The following is a 22,594-nucleotide window of genomic DNA, read 5'->3' on the forward strand; positions in this document are numbered from 1 at the left end:
CGGGCGGCGGAGGTGCGGCGGCTACACTGGTGGCGCCGCACCCCTGCCCAGGATCGAAGGACACCCCTTGCCCCAAGCGCTCCCAGATGACGTTCTGTCAGCTGCGCAGTCCGGCGACGCGGAAGCCTTCAGCCAGATCTATTACACCCTTGCACCCGGCATATCCGGCTACCTGAAAGCCCGGGGCATGGAGGATGCGGAAGGATCGGCGCAGGAGGTCTTCCTTACCGTTTTCTCCCGCATCGGCACGGTCCGCGGCGGCTACCAGGGCCTGCGCACCTTTGCCTTTTCAGTTGCGCACGCGCGTTACGTCGACGAAGTCCGTAAACGTGCCCGCCAGCCCTACGTTTCCGACTACGACCCGGAAACCGACGTCCGCACCTCGGACTCAGCCGAAACCGTGGCGCTGGAAGCCTTGGGCGGCAGCACCGTCGAGGAGAAGCTGCAGGAATTGCCCCCGGACCAGCGCGAAGTCCTGCTCCTGCGGATCGTGGCCGACCTCTCCCTGGAGCAGGTCGCCGAAATCATGGGCAAATCCACCGGATCCATCAAGCAGCTGCAACGCCGCGGCCTGCTGAAACTCAAGACACTGGTTGAAAGGAAGGAGGCACTGGTATGAAGACCGATGCGTCCACCGACGAAGAATTCCTCCGGCAGCTGCTCGACGAATCGGATGTGCCCTCCTCGGACACGCTGCACGACGCGCTGCTGGAGCTGCGCGCCGCCGGCTCGGCCCAGGCCGCCCCTCCTTCCACCGAGCTGGCCGCCTTTCTGTCGCCGAAGGTCACTCCCCTGCGGCCGCGGCGCCGGGCAGCCCGGGGAGCCAAGGGTGCCATGATCGGCGTCGCGGTAGCCGCCGCCACCGGGCTCGGCGTAACCGGCGTCGCTGCCGCGAGCCCCGAGTTCCGCAGCGCCGCGGACCAGACAGTCCAGCAGGTTGCCTCTTTCTTCAACAACGACGACGGCGGCTCGCCCGTGCAGCAAACCACCGTGTTGAACCCCGGCCAGGACGGTAGCAAGGGCACGGATGAGGACACCGGTAAAGAACAACGGGCACCCGGGGAACGCAACTCAGGTTCCGCCGACGCCAACTCCGATTCCAGTGAATCCGTCAAACCCCGTGAGCCCGGTGAACCCGGAACCGGTGGCCCCGGCACGTCCCGGTCCGGTCCGGCCCCTTCCGGGAAGCAGGAAGGCGCCACCCGCCGCGAGGGCGCGCCGCTGCTTGATCGCAGGAGTACCCAAAACGACGCCCAGCCGGTCCTGCCAATGCCCGAGGTGCCCGGCGATAAGGTCCTGCCCAAGGACCTCGACGACCGGCCCGGCGAAAACAAACTGCCCCTGCCTGCGGTTCCGGAGCGACCGGCCGCCCCGCAGAAAACCGATCCCGCCGCGATCCCTGACGTTCCGGTCCTCCCCGAATCGGCAGTGGATGGCAGCAACTAAATCAACGGCCGGGGTCCGCCGTCGTGCTCAAGGTTCATCGATCAGGAGAAGGCCAGCACGCCCGCATAGACCAGGAACAGCAGTGCCATGATGAGGGCCGATAGGCCAATAATGCCGAGCCAAAGCCACGGCACCCATCTCCTGGGCCCGCCTTCTGCGTGACCTTGGGTCAGATTCGTTTGTGCCTCTGCCGGCGGCGTTTCCCCCGGCGGGACGCCGCCCCCGGGCTCAAGTCCCGTGATGTGGTCTTCAGCCGGATCCGGGTTGGAACTGGACATCGTCGTGCCTCCTTGCAAGAACAAACCGTGAACCTGCTGATTGCAACAGTAGACAGGTAATAAGCAGGCTGTCTATCACAACTCGTGACATGGCCGACCACCCTTGGCGGGGACGGCTTATTCGAAGTCGGCCAGCCAGAGGTCCGGGCCGAACACTTCGTACTGGATGTCCCTGGCTGGGACGCCGCGGGCAATGAGCGCGCTGCGCACCACTTTCATAAAGACCAGCGGTCCGCACAGATAATATTCGGCGTCGGCCGGCAGCTCGGTGTCGGTCAAGTCCATATATCCGACCTTGACACCTTCCACCGACTGGGTACGCTCGTTGGGCTTCTCGTACCATGTGGCCATTGAGGCGAACGGTAGTTTTGCCAGGTCCGCCGCAACCTGCCCGTGCAGCGCGAACGTCTCTTCGGAATGATCCGCGTGCAGCAGTTCCACCGTTCGCTGCGACCCGGATTGGACCAGATGCGACAGCATTCCCGCCATGGGCGTAATGCCTATCCCCGCACTGGCGAACACAATAGGCCGATCCGAATACTCCAACACCACGTCCCCGAAGGGAGCAGAAAGAACTACTTCATCGCCCACCTGCACCTCGTTATGCAGCAGGGTCGAAACCTCTCCGTCCGGCTTTCCGCCGCCTTCATGCACGCGCTTGACGGAGAACTGCCGGTGCTGGCCGTCATCGGCCCTGGTTAAGCTGTATTGCCGCGGCTGGTGGACGCCATCGGGCATCAGCGCCTTGACCGTGACGTACTGGCCCGGCAGCGACGGCTTAACCTCCCGCTCATCGGTGCGCTCTACAACTAAGGTCACCACGTCCGGTGTCTCCTGGATACGCTCCGCCACGCGCCACGTCCGCCAGACTTCGTCTGGCTTCAGGTGGACGGCGTCGTAAAGTCCACGTTCCTTGTTGATCAGCATGTTTGCCATCAGCCAGTACACCTCGTCCCAGGCTGCAGCGACCGGAGGAGTGACTGCGTCTCCCAGGACGTCACCTATGGCCCACATCAGGTGGTCATGGACTATCTGATACTGCCCTGCCTCCAGGCCCAGCGAGACGTGCTTATGCGCGATGCGCGACAGCAAATGGTCCGGCAGATCATCCGGCTTCTCGATCAGCGTGGTGGCAAAGGCCGCAATAGATCCGGCCAGCGCCTGCTGTTGCTTGCCGTCCGCCTGGTTCCCCCGGTTGAACAGCCCGTCCAACAGATCCGGCCGTTCATCGAACATATGCCGGTAGAACCGCTGGGCAATTTCCTGGATATTGTCTCCCACTACTGGCAGGGTCGCTTTAATGATGGGCGTGGACGTATCGGACAACATTTTCCAAATCCTTCCGGTTGCCTATGCCCCCAACAGTCATCACCCTTCTCCGGTTCCAGCAAGAAAACCAGCCCATAGGTGCATGAGGCATCCCTTCATATTTCCACTGCCTTACCTCTTGATCTTCCAGTCGCGCAGGCGTAGGTTGTTAACAACCAATAGGTTGATAAATAAAGAAGTTGACTAAGCCATGGACCGCAGCGACGACAGCCTCCTCGACAAGGCCTTCCTGGCCCTCGCCGATCCGGCCCGCCGCCGCATCATAGCCCGGCTCAGCCGCGGTCCGGCCACCGTCAATGAACTGGCGGAGCCCTTCGAAATCACCAAGCAGGCGGTCTCGAAGCACATCCAGGTCCTCGAGCAGGCGCAACTGGTCACGCGCACCCGCGACGCCCAGCGCCGGCCCGTCCACCTGAATCCCGCACGGTTGGAAGCGCTCACCGCGTGGATCGACCAGTACCGACTGGTCCGCGAGGGGCAGTTCCGCAACCTCGACGCCGTGCTCCAATCCCAGGCAAAAACCAACATCACCAAGGATCCATCATGAGCAACGCACTGAAACTCACCGTCCCCGAAGGCGTGCCGTTCATCGATTACGAGCGCGAATTCGACTACCCGGTAGCGGACGTCTTCCGCGCGCACAAGGACCCGGAGCTGATCAAGCAGTGGCTCGGCCCGCGCGGCATGAAAATGGACATCGACCATTACGATTTCCGCACCGGCGGCAGCTACAGCTACCTCCACACCGGCCCGGATGGCGTCCCCTACTCCTTCTCCGGCGTCTTCCACACGGTCCGCGAGAACGAGTTCGCTGTCCAGACCTTCGAGTTCGGCGGCTACCCGGATGTGGTCAGCATCGAGTTCATGACGTTCGAGGACCTCGGCGGCGGCCGCTGCAAGCTGATCGGCCACTCCGTCTACCCCAGCCAGGAGGCCCGCGACGGCATGGCCCAATCCGGCATGGAGGGCGGCATGACCGAGGGCTACGAGCGGCTCGACGAACTGCTCACCGGCGCCCGGGCGGCCTAACTCCAGCGCTGATTCCACCTGCACAAACAAAGTACGACTGTGAGTCTTGTTTTAGCTGGTCTGGGACTGGCTGGCAGGATGGGTACTGGCCGATCCGCCGCCATGGATGTGACTCGAAAGTATGCTGACCATGAAGTGTCTTGCCGCCGACTTGTCCATCCGTGGCGGGGGCCGGCCGGACCTGTCCGGCCCACCTCGGTAGCTTGATCAGAAGATTGTCCGCGCCTTGAGGCGTGTGACCCGTCACAGTGCTGTTCCGATGTGATTCCTACCCGGACTGGTACCGGCCGACAGCGGCCTGACCTGTTCATCACTGAGGAAAGGTGCCGTGACCGCTATTTCTATCGTCGCGCATTCCCACCGTTTGTCGTGGGCGTCGACACGCACGCCCGTAACCACGTTTACGCAATCCTCGCCGCCAAAACCGGCGAGCTGATCGACACCCAGGCTTTTCCGACCACTGGTGCTGGCATCAACAGGGCCATTGCCTGGGTCGCCCGCCGCACCAACGCCGACGCGGACACGCTCTGGGTGATCGAAGGCGCCGCATCGTACGGGGCCGTCCTGGCCGGTACTGTCGCCGCCGAGGGCTGTCCGGTGGCCGAAGCACCGCGGATGGATGCGAAGAAGCGCCGCGGCGTTGGTAAGTCCGATGCCCTTGATGCGCACCACATCGCTGCGGCCGCGCTGCCGCTGCCGCAGGAAAAGCTGCGCCGCCCGAGGCTGAACGACGGGGTGCGCCAAGCCTTGCGGATCCTGGTCACGGCCCGCGACGCCATGAGCACCGAGCGCACCCGCTCGGTCAACGCGCTCACCGCACTGCTGCGCACCCATGATCTGGGATTGGATGCCCGGAGGGCCCTCTCAACAACTCAGATCACTGAGGTGTCGCGGTGGCGTGCGCGCGAGGAGGAGCTCTCCCTAACCATCGCCCGGACCGAGGCGATACGTCTGGCCAAACGTGTCCTCGAACTGGATGAACAGCTCAAAGCCAACGAGAAACAACTGACCGAGCTGGTGCAGATCAGCGAGGCCGCGCCCCTGTTGCAGGAAAAGGGCTTTGGGTCCGTCACTGCAGCGACCTGCCTCACCGCCTGGTCCCATCAAGGACGGGTTCGGAATGAGGCGGCCTATGCCTCATTGGCCGGTGTGAATCCCATCCCCGCTTCCTCAGGCAACACCGTCCGGCACCGCCTGAACCGAGGCGGAGACAGAAGCCTGAACCGCGCCCTCCACATGGTCGCAGTGACCAAAATGACCCACGATCCGGAGACCCGGAAATACGTCGAAAAGCGGCGAGCAGAAGGCCGCACTGACAGGGAAATCCGCCGATGCATCAAACGCTATCTGGCCCGACGCGTACACCGCACGCTCAATGTATCTTGCACCACCACGAGTACCGCTTGACAGACATAGAAGAGTCGGCGGTGCCCGCCTTGAGCGGGCACCTCACCAAGCACTGGGAGGACATGATGGCCAACGTACTTAAGCTCAACAATCCGGAAAGTCTGCCGTACAGCGAGTACGAGCGCGAGTTCGACTACCCGGCTGCCGAGGTCTTCCGTGCCCATGCCGATCCGGAGCTGTACCGGCAGTGGATCGGCCCGCGCGACCTGACCACCCGGATCGAGGAGCATGACTGCCGGAGCGGCGGACAGTTCCGCTTCGTCCAGCACCGCGGCGACGGCGTCGAGCATGCCTTCCGCGGCATCTTCCATAATGTTCGCGAACACGAGTTCATTCTCAACACTTTCGAGTACGAGGGTTACCCCGACGTTGTCACCCTGGAGTACACAGCATTGGAGGATCTGCCCTGCGGACGGTCCCGGTTGACCGGGCGCTCCGTCTTCCCTGATCTGGCTTCGCGCGACCGCTATCTGACCGATGGGATGGAAAGGGGCATCTCCGAAGGTTACGATCGGCTCGAGGAAGTACTCGCCGGGGTTCGGGCCGCCTGATCCCACCGCCACCAAGGAGATGCACCATGGATTGGACGCTGGAAGTAGTACTGTTGCCGGTCGCCGATATTGACCGAGCCATCGAGTTCTATCGCGACAAGGTCGGTTTCGATCTGGACCACCACACCGTCAATGAGCACATGAACGTGGCCCAGTTGACCCCGCGTGGCTCCGGCTGCTCGATCGTCATCGGCAACCTGCCGGCACAGAGCGAAATGGAACCCGGCTCCCTGCGCGGCCTCCAGCTGGTGGTTTCCGATGCTCAAGCCGCCCGCGAGGAACTCCTCTCCCGCGGTGTGGAGGCCAGCGAAATCACCGTTTTCGACAAGCGCGACGGCGGAACCTTCTTCGGGTTCAGCGACCCGGACGGCAATACGTGGGCTGTGCAGGAACTGAAAGTCCGGGCCGACAAGCCGCTGATCCCAAGCGACGCCCGCAGCGGTGCCGGCGAGAAGTAGTCCGTTCACGGATCTTTCCTGCTAAGAATGCAATCCGTTGTGCCGGTGGCTCCGAACTACTTCTACGCGGAAAACACCAGCAACGGTACGGAGGGCATTGATGGCCAGGGCATCCACCGGTCCTTCCGGAACGCCGAACAAACAGGTGCGGCTCGTGCCTGTCCTGGTGGCGGCGGGGCTGACGATGGTGCTGGCGCTGGTCGCCCATCTCGCCTCAGGCGGGACCATGCCGGCCCTTCCGGTCCTCGGCGCCATCACCGCCCTGACTACCCTCACCGCCACCGTACTGTCCCGCGTTCAGGCTCCCCAATGGGTCCTCATCGTGTCCGCAGGAGCCGCCCAGCAGGTGCTGCACCTAGCCTTCGAGGCCTGTGCCGCACGGCCGGCAACAGGCGCATCCGCAGCTTCTTCGGCAGGTGGGCCCCACTCCCACCACACGGAAGTGGACCCTGCACAGCTGGCGGCCACGGCCAGCGTCGCTACCGAGCAGGCAGGACCCCACGGCGAATACGTCATGCTGATGCTGCATTTCCATCTGGCTGCCGCCGTGCTGACCGCGCTGCTGCTGAGCTGGAGCCGTTTTAGCGGCCCAGCCGCGACCGCAACGCTGCCACAGCGGCCTTGACGCCCGTGGAAAGCGTGGGCTCCATGACCGGGGCAAAGAACGGGGAATGGTTCATCGGAACCGGCCCCTCGCCGTTCACCACGTCCGCGGAATGGCCGCCGAAGAACCAGTACACGGCTGGCACATCGATGGCCGCGGCCAGATGGCCGAAGTCCTCGCTGCCCATTAGCGGCGGCACTACGGAGACCGCATCCTGCCCGATCGCGCCCCGCAGCACCTCGGCCAGGCTTTCGGCCTCGACGGGCTCGTTGTAGCAGGCCGGGAAGGTGTACAACTCCTCGATCTCCGGCTCGGGCGCCCCCGAGGCGGAGGCCTCGGCCGAGACGATGCGCCGCACGGCGGCGAGCACCCGGGCGCGGACAACGTCGTCGAAGGTGCGGATATTCAGGGTGAACTCCGCGGACGCGGGGATGATGTTCTCTTTCAGCCCGCCGTGGAAGGTGCCGACGGTGACCACGGCAGCCTGCCGGGGATCCAGCTCGCGCGAGACGATCGTCTGCAACCGAACCACCATGTGGGCGCCCAGGACAACCGGATCGATGGAATCCTGCGGCTGCGACCCGTGGGACTGGCGGCCGTGGACGGTGACCTTGAGCGAGTCCGCCATGGCCATGGCGCTGCCGACCGAGAGCGAGACTGTCCCGGCAAGTCCGGGCATGACGTGCTGGCCATAGACGATTTCCGGCTTCGGCGCGCGCTCCCACAGTCCGTCGGCCACCATGGCGGCCGCACCGGCGGCGGTCTCCTCACCAGGCTGGAAGATCAGGACCAAGGTTCCGGCCCAAGCCCCTCGGGACTCCGCAAATATGCGGGCCACGGTCAGCAACACCGCGGTGTGGGTGTCGTGGCCGCAGCCGTGCATCACCGGCACTTCGGCGCCGTCCGGCAGGATGCCGGTGTCGGTGCTGGCATAATCCAGACCCGTATCTTCCACGATCGGCAGGCCGTCGGTATCGGCGCGGAAGCCAACCACGGGGCCGTTGCCGTTGCGCAGTACGCCCACCACGCCAGTGCCGCCGCAGCGGAAGTTTTCGATGCCCAGCCCGTCCAACTGCTGCTCGATGAATTCCGCCGTCCGGTGCTCCTGCATAGACAGTTCCGGGTGGGCGTGGAGGTGCCGGTAGAGCTCGTGCAGCTGTGCCTGTTGCTGTTGCGTGAGGGCAAGCCCGGCGGTCTGTTCCACGGCGTCGAGGGTGTTGGTCATCATCTCTCCTGTAGTTCTAAGGTCTAATTCTCGACGGCGACAGCGGGCTTACGGTCCCGTGCCAGCCACGAAACGATAATCGTTCCGATCACGGCGATACCGGTGGTCAGGAAGGCGATGGCCGGGACCAGCGGCAACAGGACGAACTGTACCAACAGCGCGACGACCACGGCGATGATGGTGATCCGCAACTGCTTGATCGTGAGGATCGCTTGCACGATGACCGCCCCCAATACCGACGGAAGGACGTAGAGCCGGGCAACGTCGATGACCTCGACGGGGATGATGCTGATCAGCCAGGTGCCAAGGATGCCGACAAACAGGGCCAATGAGACCAGGTGGATTGCTGCGGCACCGCAGATAGCGGCTACGGCGGCGAAGTCACCCCGGCGGGTGCCGGGCTTGGCACCGATCCGCGTCTGCGCAATCAGGGCCGAAGGAAGCAGCTTGCTGGAGATATTGCCGATCATGAAGGCCTGGTACATGGCGGCCGGCCCAAGGATCGGGAAATACGTGACCGGTTCGACGATCCAGATGACGGCGAACACGGCGGCCACGGCTGCAAAGGCCGTCCACAGCTGGGCCGCACTGATGTCCAGGCCGGTGAAGAAGACCAGGTACAGCGGCCCGGCCACCGAGAGGATGAGGCCGGCGATCATGGTCAGGCGTCCCCAGCGGGACGTAGTGCGGTCGAATTCGGCAAGATCCGACTCGGCCTCGGCCGCGGTAATGGGCGTAGAGATGCTGGTTGCAGACATTATGTGTTCCTTACAAAGCGTTCCGGTAGGGCGGCGGATCAGGCGACGGGGGTTCCGGCCGTGTGCGCCATGTAGGCCACCACAAGACCGGCGACGATGGCGAAACCCAAGCCCCATTCGCGCAGCCAGGCGCGCTTCCGGCTCCGGCCGATTGCGGCGCACAGGCCCATCACTGCGGCGGACGTGAGCAGTGCATAGACGTGGATCATGGACTTGGGTACCTCGGCAACGCCCAAGGCGATGAACGCACCGAGCAGGGCGGCGCCGGGGACAATCGACATGGCCACCGGGTTGACCTTGGCCAGCTTGGTGCCGCCGCGTTTCATCAACGGAGTCAGGATCAGAGTGGCAAGCATCCACATCGCGCCGCCCATGCTCATGGCAAAGAAGGCGATGGCGAAGACGTTCTGGGTGTAAGTCGGTCCGCCGAGTTCCGCCCCGGCACTACCGGCCGCAATGCTCGCCGCGCCGGTCTCATAGGCAGCCGAGCCGATCAGGCCGATCCGCACCAGCACGGCAGGTGTACCGAAGACGGCCAGCAGCGCAATGGCCACCATGACGACGGCGAGGGACGGGCCGATGGCGGCAATCGCACCGGACCGGAAGGCGGTCTTCAGCTCGGGGCCGGTGATCTCGGCCGCCGGGGCGGCTTTGCGGGCGGCCTTCATATAGATGACGGACTGGATAAGGATCACGGCGAAGACGCCGGCTGCGCAGATCCACAGCACTGGCATGTTTGCTATGGCCAGAATGTCAGTGGATTCGCCGGCGGCGGAGACAATGCTGGAGGTTGTGGGTGACATGGTTCCTCAAGATGTGATGTGTGTCTCAAACGGTTTACTGTTGGAACAACAATGCGTCTTTCGGCCAGCCAGAAGCAATAGGTGACGGAATCTGCCAAAACTCTGCCTCAATCCGACCATGAGGCACTATCGTCGGAGGCAGTGGCGGCTGATAGCGTCACCGGGATCGCAGTTTTGCTATTTCCCGGGTGTGAGGCGGCCGCCGCGCTTGCGCGCATGCAGCAGCAGCGACGTGCTGATCTGGGCAACGTCGGCGGTCCAGGCGCCGCTGCTGGTGAAGTCGTACAGCGCCTGGTTGTTCGCCACGGTGACGTCCGCAAGGATCTGGTAGTCCCCCGTAATCGCAGCCACGTACCGTGTCTCCGGCAGCGCGGCCAAGCGCTGTCCGAGGGTTTCGAGCTGGGCGGGACTGGTCTTGATCCATAACAATGCCTCGACAGGCAGTCCCAGCGTTGCCGGTTCGACGAGGGCGCGCAGGTGCACGGTGTTGGTTTCCAGCAGCCATTCGGTGCGCCGCCGTGCCGTTGCCTCGGAGACTCCCACCCGACGGGCAATGGCTTCGAAGGACGCCCGGCCGTCCTCGCACAGCACCGTGGCTATCTGCTCGTCGGCCTTGGTCATCTCCGGGTATTCGCCGAACACTGCCGGATCCTTGAGCGGGACGGGCTGCAGTGCGGCGCGCTGTTCAAGCGTGAGCGGCCCGGGCTGCCAGGCCCGCAGAGTCTTGAAGTAGCGCAGTATCGGGTAGGTGTTGACATGTTGGAGTCCGGCAATTCCGGGCAGCTCATCGGCCAGCGCCGAATGCAGCCGGTCCCGGTCGGTGAGGATCTCGGCCAGGCAGTCGGTAGTACCCGTGACCATATAGACGAAGGAAGTATCCGCTCGTTGAGCCATCGCCTGGACTGCGACCCGGGCAGTCCCCGGGGCGCAGCGCATTTCAACCAGTACCGGTGTCGGCCGCAAGCGGATCCCGAGCACGCCGACGATGCCGGACTCGAGCAGTTCGCTCCCCCGGCGGGCTACGGTCCGCTCGGGTTCTCTGAGGACCATGGCGATTTTCCGCCAGGACGCGCGCGGGTCTATTTGAAGTGCAGTGACAATCTGCTGCTCCAGCACTGTCAACTCGTGCACGCGCCTACTCCCTTCCGGCGGAGCCGCGCCGTCCGCTGCCCCCGCTACAGCCGGCGCGCGGCGGCATCGGGCTGGACGGAACCGGGGACAGGCCAGCAGGGCGTCGAAGCATTCGTCCAGCTTACAAGCAGCGGGGATGCCTCACAGGTCCAGCAGCAGCCGCTTGCCCTTGCACCGGGAGACACAGATCATCATGGTGTCACCAGCCTCGCGCTCGTCGTCGGAGAGCAGCGAGTCCCGGTGATCGATCTCGCCACCCAGCACGCCGGTCTCGCAGGTACCGCAGATTCCTTCCCGGCAGGAGTTCGGCTGGTTGATCCCGACGTTCTCCAGCGCCTGCAAGATGGTTTCATCCTGTCCCACCGGAACCTCGGTGCCGTCGGCTAGTTCCACCACGAAGGAAGACTCGCCGGAGGGGTTGGCCGAGGCTTGGTCGCCAGCGGTAAACCGCTCGCAGTGGAAGCGCTTGGCATCATCCCACCCGTCGGCGAACGACTGCAGCACATTCAGCAGCGGCCCTGGCCCGCAGGCGTACACGTGCGTGCCCGCCTCCAGCCCGCCCAGCAGGTCTGCGAGCGGGTAGAGACCGCTTTCGTCGTCGGCGTGGATTTCGACGTTCCCGCCGAGCGCCTGTATTTCCTCCAGGAATGCCATCGATTCCCGGCTGCGCCCTAGGTAGACCAGCCGCCAGGGAACCCCTCGTTCGGCGGCGTTGCGGACCATCGGCAGCACCGGGGTGATGCCGATCCCGCCGGCGATGAAGACATAGCCAGTGGCTGGCTCCAGCGCGAAGTTGTTGCGCGGTCCGCGGAGCTGGATCTTGGTCCCCGGCTTCAGCTCGTCGTGGACGTAGGCCGAGCCGCCGCGTCCTTCGGCTTCGCGCAGCACACCCAGCCGCCATGCAGTCCGGTCAGCAGTCTCGGAGCAGAGCGAGTACTGGCGCAGAATCCCGTTGGGCAGGAGGACATCCACGTGGGAGCCGGGCTCCCATTCCGGCAGCTCCTCCCCCAATGGGTGTTCCAGCCGCAGCGAGACCACGCTGCTGGACTCGCGTTGGATCGAGCGGACCTCGACGTCGAAAAATTCTTCATTCATGATTCATTCACCGTTGATAGTTCAGGCCACGGCCGGTTCGGAGCGCACCGAGGCGAGGAAGGCCTTGGTACGTTCGTTCTGCGGATTGGTGATGACCTCCCGGGCAGGGCCCTGCTCCACCACGTAACCGTCGGCCATGAAGACCACCCGGTCGGCGACGTCGCGGGCAAAGTTCATCTCGTGCGTGACCACCACCATGGTCATGCCGGAGTGGGCCAGGTCCTTCATCACCTTCAGGACCTCGCCCACCAGTTCCGGGTCCAGGGCGGAGGTCGGCTCGTCAAAGAGCATCAGCTGCGGCTCCATGCACAGGGCACGGGCGATCGCTACCCGCTGCTGCTGGCCGCCGGAGAGCTGGCGCGGATAGGCCCGGGCCTTCTCGGCCAGGCCCACCTTCTCCAGCAAGGTCATGGCCTGTGCCACAGCCTCGGTTTTCTTCTCCCTCCGCACCAGCCGCGGCGCCTCAATCAGGTTCTCCAGCACGGTCATGTGCGGGAACAGGTTGAACTGCTGGAAGACCATGCCCACTTCGGAGCGGCTGCGGCAGATATCGTTATGGCTCTGCTCGTAAAGCTTGCTGCCCTTCAGGTCATAGCCGACGATCTTCCCATTGACCCACATCCGGCCGCCGTCGACCGTTTCCAGATGGTTGATGCAGCGCAGGAACGTGCTCTTCCCGGATCCGGACGGGCCGATCAGGCACACTACCTCTCCGGGTTGGACGTGCAGGTCGATGCCCTTGAGCACCTGGTTGGAGCCAAAGTTCTTGCAGATCGCGTTGGCTTTGACCATCGGTTCAACGTCGTGCGCCGTCGTCATTTTTTGCCGCCTTTCAGGGAGAGTGCGTCATGGGTGGCGAAAAACCTTTTCAGCTGCTGCAGCGGCGTCGGCGGCAGGTTCCGCTGGTTGCCACGGGCAAACCGCCGCTCCAGGTAGTACTGGCCAACTGTCAGGATCGAGGTGATCAGCAGGTACCAGAGGCTGGCGACGATCAGCAGCGGCACGGTCTCGAAGGTCCGTGCATAGATGATCTGCGCCGAATACAGCAGTTCCGGCACCGAGATCACGCTGACCAAGGCGGTGGTCTTGAGCATGCCGATGGTTTCGTTGCCCGTCGGCGGGATGATCACCCGCATCGCCTGCGGCAGGACCACCCGGCGCATGGTCTGCAGCCGGGTGATGCCCAAGGCCTCGGCCGCCTCGGTCTGCCCGTGGTCCACGGAGAGGATGCCGGCCCGGACGATCTCGGACATGTACGCGCCCTGGTTCAGGCCGAGTCCGAGGATTGCTGCTGTCATGGGTGTGATCAGCTGGTTAGCGTCCAGTTGAACGCCGGGGATGCCGAGGGTGATGACCGGGTACAGTGCCGCCAGGTTGAACCAGAACAGCAGCTGCACCAGCACCGGCGTGCCACGGAAGAAGTTGACGTAGGCGAAGGCGGCGCTGCGGACAATCGGATTGGCCGAGAGCCGCATGACTGCGAAGATCACACCGAGCACGATGCCGATAGCCATGCTGATCGCGGTCAGCCCAAGGGTGACCAGGATGCCGCGGCCAATGGAAACATCGCGCAGGTACAGTCCCACGATGTCCCAACCGAAGTTGGGGTTGGTAATCACGGAGCGCAGCAACAGCCCCGCGATCACAATGATGACGACGGCGGACAGCCAGCGGCCGGGATGTTTGGCCTTCACAACGGTGTAGCCGTCGCTGGTGGCGGCTGCTTGCTCGGTTCGGGTAGTCACGGCAGTCATGCGGCTGCTTCCTCTCCCTACTTCTTGTCGAGGGCGTCGGAGGTCAGCAGGACAGAGTCAGGGATGCCCCACTTGTCGCCGATTTCCTGGTAGTAGTCGCTGTCGAGGATGCCCCGGGTGGCCTCGGTGACAGCTTTCTGCAGCCCGCCGTCCTGGCTTAGCGCGATGCCAGTGGGGATCGGGTCGTAATCCTCGCCGGCGGCAAGCTCGAACTGTCCGTCGGCTTCCTTACCTTGGTAGGCCAGCGACATGCTGTCAGCGACAACGGCATCCACCCGGCCGGAGGTGAGCGCAAGGTTGGCATCCGTCTGCCCCGGGAAGTTGCGAATAGTGATGGGCTCCTTGCCGGCGTCGACACATTCCTTGGAGAACTTGGGCAGATAGTCCATGGACTGGATCGAGCCCTTCTGGCCGGCGATCTTCTTGCCGCACATGCTCAGGGCGTCCATGGAGATATTTTTGGGGTTTCCCGGCAGAACAGCGACACCGGAACCACCGTCGAGGTACTTCACGAAGTCCACGATCTTCTCGCGTTCCGGTGTGATCGAGAACGTCGACATGGCCATGTCGTACTTGCCGGAGGCCAGCCCCGGCAGGATGGTATCGAACGTTGCCGGCACGTGTTCGACTTCCAGGCCCAGAGCGGCGCCCACGGCGTCCGAGAAGTCGACGTCGTAACCGATCATCGTCTTGTTGTCGGTGTCGTAGTACTCGAATGGAGCGTAGGTCGGGTCCGAGGCCACGCGGAGGGTTCCGGCGGCCCGGATCTCCTCAGGCAGCAGGTCCCTGGCTGCCTCGTTAAGGGCAACGGCGTCGGCACCGGATCCGGCTGACGCAGCGGAACCTGCCGGCTCCGGTGCGGCCTGGGAAGCATTGGTGCAGGAACTCAGGGACAAGGCCAGCAGGACGGAGCCGGCCAGGATGGTTGAACGGGTGGCACGTTGACGGGAATGACGCATGGATTTTCCTCTCATGGTCCGGACAGCGTTGTCCGGTTATGGATATCCGGCATTGATCAGGAGACGATCAGTGCCTCGGTGCTTCAAGTTCAGGTGCGACATGCAGCAGGTAGTTGCCCAGCGCGACCAGTGCGGGCCGGCGCAAGATGGCGACGACGCCGTCCACCCGGGCCGTGTATTCCTGGGGCGGACGCGCCAGGTCATCGATGGCATGGACCCGGGCAACTGGATCGCCCGCCCGGACCCGCTGGCCCAGGCCCACCAGCGGTTCGAAGATCCCCGCAGCGGTAGCCATGACCGGGGAATCGGGCACCAGCTCCAACCAGGTCGGTTCGGCGGCCGTTGCTTCCGGCTCCGCTTCGGTGCCGGGCTGCGCTGCCAGGATTCCCATGTGGGCCAGCAGCGAGCGCACGCCGCGCCGCGCGTCAGCCAGAATGCCCGGATCCACCGTGCCTCCGCCGCCGAGTTCCGTGGACAGTGCCAGCACGCCGGCGTCGTCGCCCGCGGTACTGAGCGAACCCGGTTCAAGGCGGGGCTGCACTGCGATCACATAGGGCAGTCCCATGGCCCGCGACGCGGAGACCTTCCGCTCCCACGTCTGCTGGTCGGGCCCACGGTAGATGAACATGCTCGGCAGGTAGGTGGAGTTGGAACCGCCCGAATGCAGATCAATAACGACGTCGGCCTCCGGCAGCAGCGTGCCCGCGATCAGATCGGCGACCTGGTCCGTGGGACCGCTGAGCTCTTGTCCCGGGTAGCTGCGGTTGAGGTTGCCGCCGTCGATCGGCGAAACCCTGGTGCCGGCCCGTACTGCCGGCGCATTCGCGGCGGGCACGATGACCACCGTGCCGTTCAGGTGCTCCGGTTCCAGCGAGCGGATCAGTTCGTGCAGCACCACCTGGCCTTCGTATTCGTCCCCGTGGGTGCCGGCCACCAGCAACGCCGTTGGCCCGGTTCCCGAGGAGATGACCGCGACCGGCACCGGAATCAGCCCGTTGTCGTAGACGTTGTCCGAATGCGACAGGCCGGCAAAACCCAATTGCTTGCCGGCCCGGCCCGTTTCGATCCCGTGCAAGGCCGTACCTGACGTACCGTGCTGGGTGTCGACGGCGCTAGCGGCGGTCAAGGGACCCACCGCAGAACCTTGGCTTGCCTTGGGGCGAGGGTGATGACTTGGACGGCCGCATTGCCGGCTGCCAGCGACAGCCTGAGGGTCTCGGCTTCCTCGCCTTCGACGATGAAAACGTCGCCCGCCCGGAGCCAGCGCTCCCAGGGGCCGTCCTCCGCGGCGACGAGTGCTTCGCCTGCCAGTCCCGTCACCACCAGCTGCTCGCCGGCTCCACGCTGCAGCACTCCTGTATAGCCGCCGGTGTAGCGGTGGTTTTCGGAGGAGATGTAGCTGGCATCGGCGTCGAGCACTACTGCCGGTTCCGGTCCGGATTCATCCAGCTCCACGGTCCAGCGCCATGGGTCGCCGCGCTCGGCCGAGTCAGGACAGGCCGCAAGAATCCTGGCACCGGATTCAGCCGCGGCCTCCCCGCCCAGCGCGTTGGCTCGGATCAGCATCCACATGCGGGCACCTACGCCGTCTTGGGAGCAACCGGCTCCCGACGGACAGCTGATCCGGCCGCGGCGGACTTCGCCTGCTGTTCCTTCTTCAGCAGGGCGCTCAGGATACGGCGGGCCTTGGCCACGCCGCCATCCTGGGCGATCAGCACGTCGAACTCGCCCTCGGGCCGGGTCTGCATGCCGATCTCCTGCGCCTCCAGCGCCGATGCGTCCTCGTCCAGCACCGTGGCCAAACCTATGCGGAGATCCTCGGTCGCCTGTTCGTTGTCGACGGCGAAGTTGCGGCTGAAGGCGTAGTAGTACCAGGAATTGTGCTCGTCGATCGGGGTGATGCCGTTGAGGACCTTGATCAGGTAGCCCTCCTCGCGAGGCTTGCCCTCGCCCGTGATACCGGAGTGGAGGACATGCAGGTTCGGCACGAAGAATTCGGTGCAGTGGAAGCGGTCGAACAGTCCGCGCGCGTCCATCGTTTCGGCGTAAAGCGGGGGTGCTGCCACCGAGGGCATCAGGCGGTCGACGCTGACCACGTTGCCCTCGACCTCTACCGTGATGCCGTGTTCGTAGATGTAGTCGTCTCCCACGGTGGTCTTGTGCAGGAAGGACTCGTGGGTCAGGTCCAGCAGGTTGTCGTGGATCAGATCAGCGCGGCACTTGAAGTGGTATGAGTGCGTCACCGTGGCCCATTCCGGGTCCACCATCCAGTGCGTATCGGGCACGTCGGCCGGGTTCGCCAGTTCGGGATCGCCGGTCCAGACCCAGATCCAGCCGTCCTGTTCGACCACCGGATACTTGCGCACCTTTGCGCGTTCCGGAATCGAAGACTGGGCCGGAACCTTCGTGCACACGCCATCGGGCCCATAGGTGAAGCCGTGGTAGCCGCATTCCACCGAGTCGCCGATGGTTCGGCCTTCGGACAGCGGAAAGGCCCGGTGGGCACAGCGGTCCGCCAGCGCGATGGTCTGGTTGTACTGGGTGCGGAACAGGACGATGGGCTGTTCGCAGATGACCCGGCGAACCGGCTTGCGCGTCACTTCCGTGGACCACGCGGCTACGTACCAGGTGTTCAACACATACATTTTCTAGATCTCCTCGTTCAGCGTGTATACACTGTATTCAGAGGAGCGATGTGAGGTCAACCACTTTTAGGAAAAGGCTTGCAAATGCTTATCCAGCCATCGGTCCTGACCATGCACGGGCAGCGGGGCTGATGCTGGCGGGAACAACTTCATGCCAAGATGGATCAGAACCAAGGAGGACCGCCATGGCCGGAATGCCGAATGATGTGAGGCCACTGGCCGTGCGCGTTTACGAACAGATCAGCACCGACATCATCAGCGGGACCATCGAGCCGGGTTCGGCGCTGGCTCAGGAGACCGTCGCCGCACAATACGGCGTCTCACGCACGCCGGTGCGCGACGCCCTGACCCAGCTGACCATTGAAGGACTGACGACGCTGGTCCCGGGTAAGGGCTACATCGTCAACGAGTTAGATGAACGCGAGATCGAGAATGTCTACGAGGTCCGTTACGCGCTCGAATCCCTTGCGGTCCAGCGTGCGGCCGGTGCTTACACGCCCCAGCAACTGGTGCGGCTCAAGGGACTCATCGATGAAACGGAAATTGTCGATCCCGCGGACAGCGCCGAACTCTTCCGGCTTGGCCGGGCGTTCCACCTTGCCCTGGTCGAGCCCTCGGGCAATGACTACCTGCGCGGCGTCATCACATCGATCTGGAACCACCCCATCCAGCACCGCATCACCCTCACCTACCGCCAAGGCCCCGAGCACCAGGCCAAGGTCATCCACGACCACCGCCGCATTCTGCAGGCACTCAAGGACCAGGACATCGCCCGCGCCGTCGAGGTCCTGGCACACTGCCACGATGTTAAAGACCCCAACCGCTTCGAGCCGATCGGCTGAAGCGTGCCTTCCAGCCCGCCGAGGCGCGGCAATCGGACAAAACAACCCAAAGTGCCGCGTTTCACATTCATTACCCCACTGTGTCCTGCCCGCTGACGTCCTACGCCGTTAGTGATGTAACTTTTGCTCAATCGCAATGTGCAAAATCCATGCGACCGCACATTGACGAACCGACCAAACTGTTCATTCAAAGATGAAAGAGGACACCCATGACGCAGTTGACCGTGGAACCAGCCGACGCCAAGGAGCAGCAGCCGCTGCTGAAGTCAGCCGGGCACGTCATTGTGGACACGCTGGTGGCCCACGGGGTGAAGCGCACCTATGTGGTTCCGGGCGAGAGCTTCCTGGATGTCCTCGACGGCCTGCATGAGTCCGACATCGAGACCGTGGTCTGCCGCCACGAAGGCGGCGCCGCCTACATGGCCGAGGCCGACGGCAAGATGAACCAGGTCCCCGGCATCGCCATGGTCACCCGCGGCCCGGGAGCGGCCAACGCGCACGTCGGCCTGCATACCGCGTGGCAGGACTCCACCCCGATGGTCCTCTTTGTCGGACTGATTCCCTTCGAGCACCGGGACCGCGAGGCTTTCCAGGAGTTCGACATCAAGTCCTGGTTCGACACCGGTGCCAAGCGCGTCATGGTGCTGGACCACGCGGAGCGCGCGTCCGAAATCGTCGCCGAAGCCATGTTCGCCGCCATGAGCGGACGCCCGGGCCCCGTCGTCGTTGGTCTGCCGGAAGACATCATCCGCGAGCAGGTCGACCCGACACTGCACCCGGAAATCCCCGTAGCCCAGGGCGGCATGACCGTCACGGACTGGAAGGCGCTGAAGTCCGCGCTCAAGGATGCAGAGAAACCGTTGTTCGTAGTCGGCGGCAATGACTGGACCCAGGAGGGCGCGACGGCCCTGTCCAACTGGCTGGAGGACCACCATATTGCCGCCGCGGCCGAGTGGCGCTGCGAAGGAATAGTCCCCTTCGATTCGCCGTCCTACGTAGGTCCGATCGGCTATGGCCGGCCCAAGCCGACGTACGACCTGCTGGAGGAAACGGACCTGCTGATCTTCGTCGGCACCGTCCCGGGCGACGTCATCACCGACGGTTTCCTTGTCCGCCAGGACTGGTCGAAGAAGAATTTCCTCGTCACCATCGATTCCTCGCTGCGCGGCCGCTCCGGTGCGGTCTCGCACCAGATCGTGGCGAAGCCCGACGTCTTTGTGCGCGACCTTGTCATGATGGACCTGCCGGTCAAGCCGGAATGGAAGACCTGGACCGAGCGCATGCGCGCCGAGCAGGAGAAGTTCGCCGCCCTGCCGCAGGCCGAGCCCACGGCCGGCCAGGCCCGCATGGACACCCTTATGGCCAACATGGTCCGCGGCCTGCCCGAAGACGCCATGGTCACGCTGGGCGCCGGCGAGCACACCAACTGGGCGCACCGCTACTTCCCCACCCAGCAGTACGCCTCGATGCTCAGTGCCCGCAACGGTTCCATGGGCTACTCGATCCCGTCCGCTATCGCCGCCTCGCTGGCGCATCCCGGACGCCGTGTGGTGACCATCGCCGGCGACGGCGAGTTCCTGATGAACGGCCAGGAGCTGGCCACGGCCGCGCAGTACGGCGCCACTCCGCTGGTCATCGTGATGGACAACCAGGAATACGGCACCATCCGCACGCACCAGGAGCGGCACTACCCCCAGCGGATCTCCGGCACCCAGCTGAAGAACCCGGAGTTCGCGCTGATGGCCCAGGCCTTCGGTGGTTTCGGCATCAAGGTAGAGAACGACGCCGATGTGCCCGCCGCCCTCGAAGCGGCCCTGAAGGCAATCGACGAGCAGAAGACCTTTGCCCTCATCCACCTCGTGGTCGAGCAGCGGGTCCGCGCCTACTAAGAGCGCCGGACTCACGACGGCGGGCGGTCACCTTTCGGTGGCCGCCCGCTTCGTTTAATGGTTGGTGCTAGCCGGACCGGCTCAGCCTAGAGCTCCTGCAGCATGATCGGATCCGTGGTGGGTTGGGGTGATCCGCCGGCAGGTTCCACGGTGATGCCCAGATGGGTGGCAGCGGAGATGCCTTCCAGCAGTCTCATGCTGGTCTGCCCCGCGGCGTCCGTCTGGATCAGGCCGGCGGGCTGGGCACCCTCGTCCGAGATCAGCCACAGCTCGTAGGTCCGGTCCTGCTCCAGCTGCGGGAGGTCGTGCGTGATCACCGCGGCTTTGTCAGCCTGCGCGGACAACGCGATGGTCACCGCGGCGCCGTCCGGCATCCGTGCCGGAATCATCTTGGCGTCCGGCGCCGTCAGGACCGACATCACCTGGGTCTGCTGCTCGGCCAGCGCCTGGAGGCGCTGCTCGGTCCGTTCCTGGTCATTGGAGACGCCCACGGCCCAGCCACCCAGTGCGGCGGTGGTGACCAGCAGAACTCCGGCCGCGGCACTTAGCCAGCGCACCGCCGTCGTGCTTCTGGCCCTGGCACCGTCCGAACCGCGGTCTGTGCCGCCAACCCTGGCCCTGCGGCCGGTCCGGCCCGCCCCGCCCTCGAGCCGTTTCGTATCGAGGTCCGCGACCACTGCGTCAACGGGCAGCTGGCGGGTGTTGCGGATGGAAGCCATCACCTTGGATTTCAGCTCAGGCGGCGGGGCGACGGCGGGCGTGCCGTAGGCCAGCATGGCGGCGGTTTCGCTCAATCCACGGACTTCCTCGCGGGTATCCACGGCTCCCAGGGCATGCCGTTCAAAGGCATCGCGTTCGTCGTCGTCCAAGGCGTTGAGGGCGTACGCGCCGGTCAACAGATGCAACTGCTCGTCCATCACGCCACTCCCAACTTGTCCCTTAGGCGGATCATGCCATCGCGGATCCGCGTCTTTACTGTTCCCACCGGAATGTGCAGCATGGTGGCGACTTCCCGGTGGGTATGGCCTCCGTAGTAGGCCAGCGTGATCGCCTCGCGCTGGCTGTCCGTCAGGCTGGCGAGCGCCTTGTTCACGCGTTCGGACTCCAGCCGCAGTTCAACTGTATCCGCGACGTCGTCGTAACTGGCCTGGTATTCCTTGGCCCCCTGGCGCAGGTCCCGGTCCATGCTGGCCTGGCTGGCCCGCACCCGGTCCACGGCCCGCCGGTGGGTGATCACCAGGATCCAGGAGAGGGCCTTGCCGCGGTCCGCGTCGAACCGGGCCGCGTTCTGCCAGATTTCGACGAAGATTTCCTGCGTGACTTCCTCGCTTTGGGCCGGGTCCCTGACCACCCTGCGCACCAGCCCGAAGATGGTGGGCGACACCGAGTCATAGAGCGATTCGAACGCGGATTCGTCCCCCAGCGCCACGCGCCGGATGAGCTCCTCCTGTGTCGGCGGGGCGTCCGGCCCCACGGGCCGCAGCCATGGCAATCGCATGGATTCAAGGTTCTCACGCCCGTCGGACACTCTGCACCTCCCTGATCACTGTGTCGGCCCTGCTTTTTTGGCGATGAACGACGGCGGCAGGCGGGCTGCCGCCGTCGTTCTCCCCTTTCCGCTCCCCTAGGCGGAGTTTTTCCGGCTACTTGGCCGGAGGCATCAGGACCGAATCGATCATGTAGACGGTGGCGTTGGCGGTCTGGACGCCGCCGCAGACAACCTTGGCGTCGTTGACCATCAGCTCGTCGCCGCTGCCGCTGACCTCGACGGACTCGCCCTGCACGGTGGTGTGCTCACCGACGATCTCCTCCGGGCTCAGCTGTCCTTCCACCACGTGGTAGGTCAGGATGGTGCTCAGTGTGGCGTCGTCGGTCTTGAGGGTTTCCAGGGTTTCGGCCGGGATGGCGCCGAAGGCCTCATCCACCGGTGCGAAGACGGTGAATTCGCCGCTGTTCAGCGTGTCCACCAGGTCAACCTTGGGGTTGAGCTCGCCGGAGACCGCTGCGGTCAGCTGGGTGAGCATCGGGTTGTTGGAGGCGGCGACGGCAACCGGGTCCTGCGCCATGCCTGCCACGGATCCTGCGCCGTCCGGTACTGCTGCTGCGTAGTCGGCGCAGGCCGGGCCGACCAGGTTGGCGGCCGGATCCATGGCTTCGCCGGACTCCGGCGCCATGGACTCGGTTGTGGTCGACTCGGATCCGGTGGTGGATTCGGGAGCCGCGCCGGCGTCGCCCGATTCCTCGGACCCGCCGCCGCAAGCGGACAGGCCGAGGGTCGCCACTGCGATCATTCCGAGTGCTGCAAAGTTCCTGCTGCTGTTCTTCAACATGGCTTTTCTCCTTGAGGGTGGCGCGGCTGCTGCCGCCTCCTGTTCCGGAAGCAACGCTTCC

The 22,594-nt window shown here is 64.5% G+C and carries 25 protein-coding genes and 1 pseudogene; 10 read left to right on the forward strand and 16 right to left on the reverse strand.

Annotation, left to right across the window (positions count from 1 at the left end):
* Nucleotides 1–67: 67 nt before the first annotated feature.
* Together B0G38_RS16280 and B0G38_RS16285 are read left to right on the forward strand one after the other, a co-directional pair.
* The gene (locus B0G38_RS16280) at nt 68–619 is read left to right on the forward strand and encodes an RNA polymerase sigma factor (protein WP_264670375.1); all 552 of its coding nucleotides are present in this window, start codon (nt 68–70) and stop codon (nt 617–619) included.
* Nucleotides 616–1,446 (forward strand): hypothetical protein, encoded by an 831-nt coding sequence (locus tag B0G38_RS16285; RefSeq protein WP_264670376.1) that lies wholly within the window; start codon nt 616–618, stop codon nt 1,444–1,446. The genes B0G38_RS16280 and B0G38_RS16285 overlap by 4 nt, the downstream gene beginning before the upstream one ends.
* A gap of 41 nt (nt 1,447–1,487) precedes the next feature.
* On the opposite strand, the gene B0G38_RS16290 is transcribed toward B0G38_RS16285, so the two are convergent.
* Nucleotides 1,488–1,724: a DUF6480 family protein gene (locus B0G38_RS16290; RefSeq protein ID WP_169992009.1), complete on the reverse strand. Its 237-nt coding sequence runs from the start codon at nt 1,722–1,724 to the stop codon at nt 1,488–1,490.
* Nucleotides 1,725–1,841: 117 nt separating this feature from the next.
* Nucleotides 1,842–3,053 carry a globin domain-containing protein gene (locus tag B0G38_RS16295; RefSeq protein ID WP_264670377.1) on the reverse strand — a complete coding sequence of 404 codons (1,212 nt, stop codon included), beginning with the start codon at nt 3,051–3,053 and terminating at the stop codon, nt 1,842–1,844.
* A gap of 190 nt (nt 3,054–3,243) precedes the next feature.
* Between B0G38_RS16295 and B0G38_RS16300 the strand changes: the two genes are divergently transcribed.
* From B0G38_RS16300 to B0G38_RS16325, 6 genes and pseudogenes are all read left to right on the forward strand, one after another.
* A complete protein-coding gene (locus B0G38_RS16300) occupies nt 3,244–3,600 on the forward strand; it encodes an ArsR/SmtB family transcription factor (RefSeq protein WP_264670378.1) in 357 nt (118 codons plus the stop codon).
* Complete coding sequence (locus B0G38_RS16305) at nt 3,597–4,082, forward strand: SRPBCC family protein (RefSeq protein WP_264670379.1); 486 nt, start codon at nt 3,597–3,599, stop codon at nt 4,080–4,082. Before B0G38_RS16300 ends, B0G38_RS16305 begins: the two co-directional genes overlap by 4 nt.
* Before the next feature lie 328 nt (nt 4,083–4,410).
* Nucleotides 4,411–5,489 (forward strand): annotated as a pseudogene (locus tag B0G38_RS16310) (IS110 family RNA-guided transposase).
* Nucleotides 5,486–6,040: an SRPBCC family protein gene (locus B0G38_RS16315; RefSeq protein ID WP_319801259.1), complete on the forward strand. Its 555-nt coding sequence runs from the start codon at nt 5,486–5,488 to the stop codon at nt 6,038–6,040. The pseudogene B0G38_RS16310 and the gene B0G38_RS16315 overlap by 4 nt, the downstream one beginning before the upstream one ends.
* A 26-nt stretch (nt 6,041–6,066) precedes the next feature.
* Entirely contained in the window at nt 6,067–6,498 is a 432-nt protein-coding gene (locus B0G38_RS16320) for a VOC family protein (protein WP_264670380.1), read from the forward strand.
* 100 nt (nt 6,499–6,598) lie between these two features.
* Entirely contained in the window at nt 6,599–7,123 is a 525-nt protein-coding gene (locus tag B0G38_RS16325) for a hypothetical protein (RefSeq protein ID WP_264670381.1), read from the forward strand.
* On the opposite strand, the gene B0G38_RS16330 is transcribed toward B0G38_RS16325, so the two are convergent.
* The 11 genes from B0G38_RS16330 to B0G38_RS16380 form a co-directional block, all read right to left on the reverse strand.
* Nucleotides 7,080–8,327: an amidohydrolase gene (locus tag B0G38_RS16330; RefSeq protein WP_264670382.1), complete on the reverse strand. Its 1,248-nt coding sequence runs from the start codon at nt 8,325–8,327 to the stop codon at nt 7,080–7,082. The two genes, B0G38_RS16325 and B0G38_RS16330, sit on opposite strands and share 44 nt — an antisense overlap.
* A gap of 23 nt (nt 8,328–8,350) precedes the next feature.
* Complete coding sequence (locus B0G38_RS16335; RefSeq protein ID WP_264670383.1) at nt 8,351–9,085, reverse strand: hypothetical protein; 735 nt, start codon at nt 9,083–9,085, stop codon at nt 8,351–8,353.
* Between the two features lie 38 nt (nt 9,086–9,123).
* Nucleotides 9,124–9,888 (reverse strand): DUF5058 family protein, encoded by a 765-nt coding sequence (locus tag B0G38_RS16340; RefSeq protein WP_169991408.1) that lies wholly within the window; start codon nt 9,886–9,888, stop codon nt 9,124–9,126.
* A gap of 177 nt (nt 9,889–10,065) precedes the next feature.
* A complete protein-coding gene (locus tag B0G38_RS16345; protein WP_264670384.1) occupies nt 10,066–11,019 on the reverse strand; it encodes an Lrp/AsnC family transcriptional regulator in 954 nt (317 codons plus the stop codon).
* Nucleotides 11,020–11,160: 141 nt separating this feature from the next.
* On the reverse strand, nt 11,161–12,114 hold the full coding sequence (locus B0G38_RS16350; RefSeq protein WP_264670385.1) for a PDR/VanB family oxidoreductase: 954 nt from the start codon (nt 12,112–12,114) through the stop codon (nt 11,161–11,163).
* Nucleotides 12,115–12,135: 21 nt separating this feature from the next.
* Nucleotides 12,136–12,933, reverse strand: coding sequence for an amino acid ABC transporter ATP-binding protein (locus B0G38_RS16355; protein WP_319801260.1), 798 nt, complete (start codon nt 12,931–12,933; stop codon nt 12,136–12,138).
* Entirely contained in the window at nt 12,930–13,868 is a 939-nt protein-coding gene (locus B0G38_RS16360) for an amino acid ABC transporter permease (RefSeq protein ID WP_169991414.1), read from the reverse strand. The genes B0G38_RS16355 and B0G38_RS16360 overlap by 4 nt, the downstream gene beginning before the upstream one ends.
* Nucleotides 13,869–13,885: 17 nt before the next feature.
* Entirely contained in the window at nt 13,886–14,827 is a 942-nt protein-coding gene (locus tag B0G38_RS16365) for an ABC transporter substrate-binding protein (protein ID WP_264670386.1), read from the reverse strand.
* Nucleotides 14,828–14,894: 67 nt separating this feature from the next.
* Nucleotides 14,895–15,962: a succinylglutamate desuccinylase/aspartoacylase family protein gene (locus B0G38_RS16370; RefSeq protein ID WP_264670387.1), complete on the reverse strand. Its 1,068-nt coding sequence runs from the start codon at nt 15,960–15,962 to the stop codon at nt 14,895–14,897.
* The gene (locus B0G38_RS16375; RefSeq protein WP_264670388.1) at nt 15,950–16,399 is read right to left on the reverse strand and encodes a hypothetical protein; all 450 of its coding nucleotides are present in this window, start codon (nt 16,397–16,399) and stop codon (nt 15,950–15,952) included. The genes B0G38_RS16370 and B0G38_RS16375 overlap by 13 nt, the downstream gene beginning before the upstream one ends.
* 8 nt (nt 16,400–16,407) lie before the next feature.
* The gene (locus B0G38_RS16380) at nt 16,408–17,472 is read right to left on the reverse strand and encodes an aromatic ring-hydroxylating dioxygenase subunit alpha (RefSeq protein ID WP_264670389.1); all 1,065 of its coding nucleotides are present in this window, start codon (nt 17,470–17,472) and stop codon (nt 16,408–16,410) included.
* A gap of 185 nt (nt 17,473–17,657) precedes the next feature.
* On the opposite strand from B0G38_RS16380, the gene B0G38_RS16385 reads away from it, so the two are divergent.
* Nucleotides 17,658–18,314 carry a GntR family transcriptional regulator gene (locus tag B0G38_RS16385; protein WP_264670390.1) on the forward strand — a complete coding sequence of 219 codons (657 nt, stop codon included), beginning with the start codon at nt 17,658–17,660 and terminating at the stop codon, nt 18,312–18,314.
* Nucleotides 18,315–18,523: 209 nt separating this feature from the next.
* Complete coding sequence (locus B0G38_RS16390; RefSeq protein WP_264670391.1) at nt 18,524–20,203, forward strand: thiamine pyrophosphate-dependent enzyme; 1,680 nt, start codon at nt 18,524–18,526, stop codon at nt 20,201–20,203.
* 86 nt (nt 20,204–20,289) lie between these two features.
* Here B0G38_RS16390 and B0G38_RS16395 read toward each other — a convergent pair whose 3' ends face one another.
* The 3 genes from B0G38_RS16395 to B0G38_RS16405 all read right to left on the reverse strand — a co-directional run bounded on the left by B0G38_RS16395 (nt 20,290) and on the right by B0G38_RS16405 (nt 22,533).
* On the reverse strand, nt 20,290–21,120 hold the full coding sequence (locus B0G38_RS16395; protein ID WP_264670392.1) for an anti-sigma factor: 831 nt from the start codon (nt 21,118–21,120) through the stop codon (nt 20,290–20,292).
* Nucleotides 21,120–21,701, reverse strand: a complete 582-nt coding sequence (sigK, locus tag B0G38_RS16400; protein ID WP_264670405.1) for an ECF RNA polymerase sigma factor SigK — start codon at nt 21,699–21,701, stop codon at nt 21,120–21,122. Before sigK ends, B0G38_RS16395 begins: the two co-directional genes overlap by 1 nt.
* A gap of 145 nt (nt 21,702–21,846) precedes the next feature.
* Nucleotides 21,847–22,533 carry a fasciclin domain-containing protein gene (locus tag B0G38_RS16405; protein WP_264670393.1) on the reverse strand — a complete coding sequence of 229 codons (687 nt, stop codon included), beginning with the start codon at nt 22,531–22,533 and terminating at the stop codon, nt 21,847–21,849.
* Nucleotides 22,534–22,594: the final 61 nt, after the last annotated feature.

It is taken from the genome of Crystallibacter permensis, from assembly GCF_025960875.1.
Classification (GTDB): Bacteria; Actinomycetota; Actinomycetes; order Actinomycetales; family Micrococcaceae; genus Crystallibacter; species Crystallibacter permensis.

What these genes read in the sequence shown, in the direction of transcription:
- B0G38_RS16285 (WP_264670376.1), top strand. Translation starts at nt 616, where the DNA reads ATGAAGACCGATGCGTCCACCGACGAAGAATTCCTCCGGCAGCTGCTC.
- B0G38_RS16290 (WP_169992009.1), bottom strand. Translation starts at nt 1,724, where the DNA reads ATGTCCAGTTCCAACCCGGATCCGGCTGAAGACCACATCACGGGACTT.
- B0G38_RS16295 (WP_264670377.1), bottom strand. Translation starts at nt 3,053, where the DNA reads ATGTTGTCCGATACGTCCACGCCCATCATTAAAGCGACCCTGCCAGTA.
- B0G38_RS16300 (WP_264670378.1), top strand. Translation starts at nt 3,244, where the DNA reads ATGGACCGCAGCGACGACAGCCTCCTCGACAAGGCCTTCCTGGCCCTC.
- B0G38_RS16305 (WP_264670379.1), top strand. Translation starts at nt 3,597, where the DNA reads ATGAGCAACGCACTGAAACTCACCGTCCCCGAAGGCGTGCCGTTCATC.
- B0G38_RS16320 (WP_264670380.1), top strand. Translation starts at nt 6,067, where the DNA reads ATGGATTGGACGCTGGAAGTAGTACTGTTGCCGGTCGCCGATATTGAC.
- B0G38_RS16325 (WP_264670381.1), top strand. Translation starts at nt 6,599, where the DNA reads ATGGCCAGGGCATCCACCGGTCCTTCCGGAACGCCGAACAAACAGGTG.
- B0G38_RS16330 (WP_264670382.1), bottom strand. Translation starts at nt 8,327, where the DNA reads ATGACCAACACCCTCGACGCCGTGGAACAGACCGCCGGGCTTGCCCTC.
- B0G38_RS16335 (WP_264670383.1), bottom strand. Translation starts at nt 9,085, where the DNA reads ATGTCTGCAACCAGCATCTCTACGCCCATTACCGCGGCCGAGGCCGAG.
- B0G38_RS16340 (WP_169991408.1), bottom strand. Translation starts at nt 9,888, where the DNA reads ATGTCACCCACAACCTCCAGCATTGTCTCCGCCGCCGGCGAATCCACT.
- B0G38_RS16350 (WP_264670385.1), bottom strand. Translation starts at nt 12,114, where the DNA reads ATGAATGAAGAATTTTTCGACGTCGAGGTCCGCTCGATCCAACGCGAG.
- B0G38_RS16355 (WP_319801260.1), bottom strand. Translation starts at nt 12,933, where the DNA reads ATGACGACGGCGCACGACGTTGAACCGATGGTCAAAGCCAACGCGATC.
- B0G38_RS16360 (WP_169991414.1), bottom strand. Translation starts at nt 13,868, where the DNA reads ATGACTGCCGTGACTACCCGAACCGAGCAAGCAGCCGCCACCAGCGAC.
- B0G38_RS16365 (WP_264670386.1), bottom strand. Translation starts at nt 14,827, where the DNA reads ATGCGTCATTCCCGTCAACGTGCCACCCGTTCAACCATCCTGGCCGGC.
- B0G38_RS16375 (WP_264670388.1), bottom strand. Translation starts at nt 16,399, where the DNA reads ATGTGGATGCTGATCCGAGCCAACGCGCTGGGCGGGGAGGCCGCGGCT.
- B0G38_RS16380 (WP_264670389.1), bottom strand. Translation starts at nt 17,472, where the DNA reads ATGTATGTGTTGAACACCTGGTACGTAGCCGCGTGGTCCACGGAAGTG.
- B0G38_RS16385 (WP_264670390.1), top strand. Translation starts at nt 17,658, where the DNA reads ATGGCCGGAATGCCGAATGATGTGAGGCCACTGGCCGTGCGCGTTTAC.
- B0G38_RS16390 (WP_264670391.1), top strand. Translation starts at nt 18,524, where the DNA reads ATGACGCAGTTGACCGTGGAACCAGCCGACGCCAAGGAGCAGCAGCCG.
- B0G38_RS16395 (WP_264670392.1), bottom strand. Translation starts at nt 21,120, where the DNA reads ATGGACGAGCAGTTGCATCTGTTGACCGGCGCGTACGCCCTCAACGCC.
- sigK (WP_264670405.1), bottom strand. Translation starts at nt 21,701, where the DNA reads ATGCGATTGCCATGGCTGCGGCCCGTGGGGCCGGACGCCCCGCCGACA.
- B0G38_RS16405 (WP_264670393.1), bottom strand. Translation starts at nt 22,533, where the DNA reads ATGTTGAAGAACAGCAGCAGGAACTTTGCAGCACTCGGAATGATCGCA.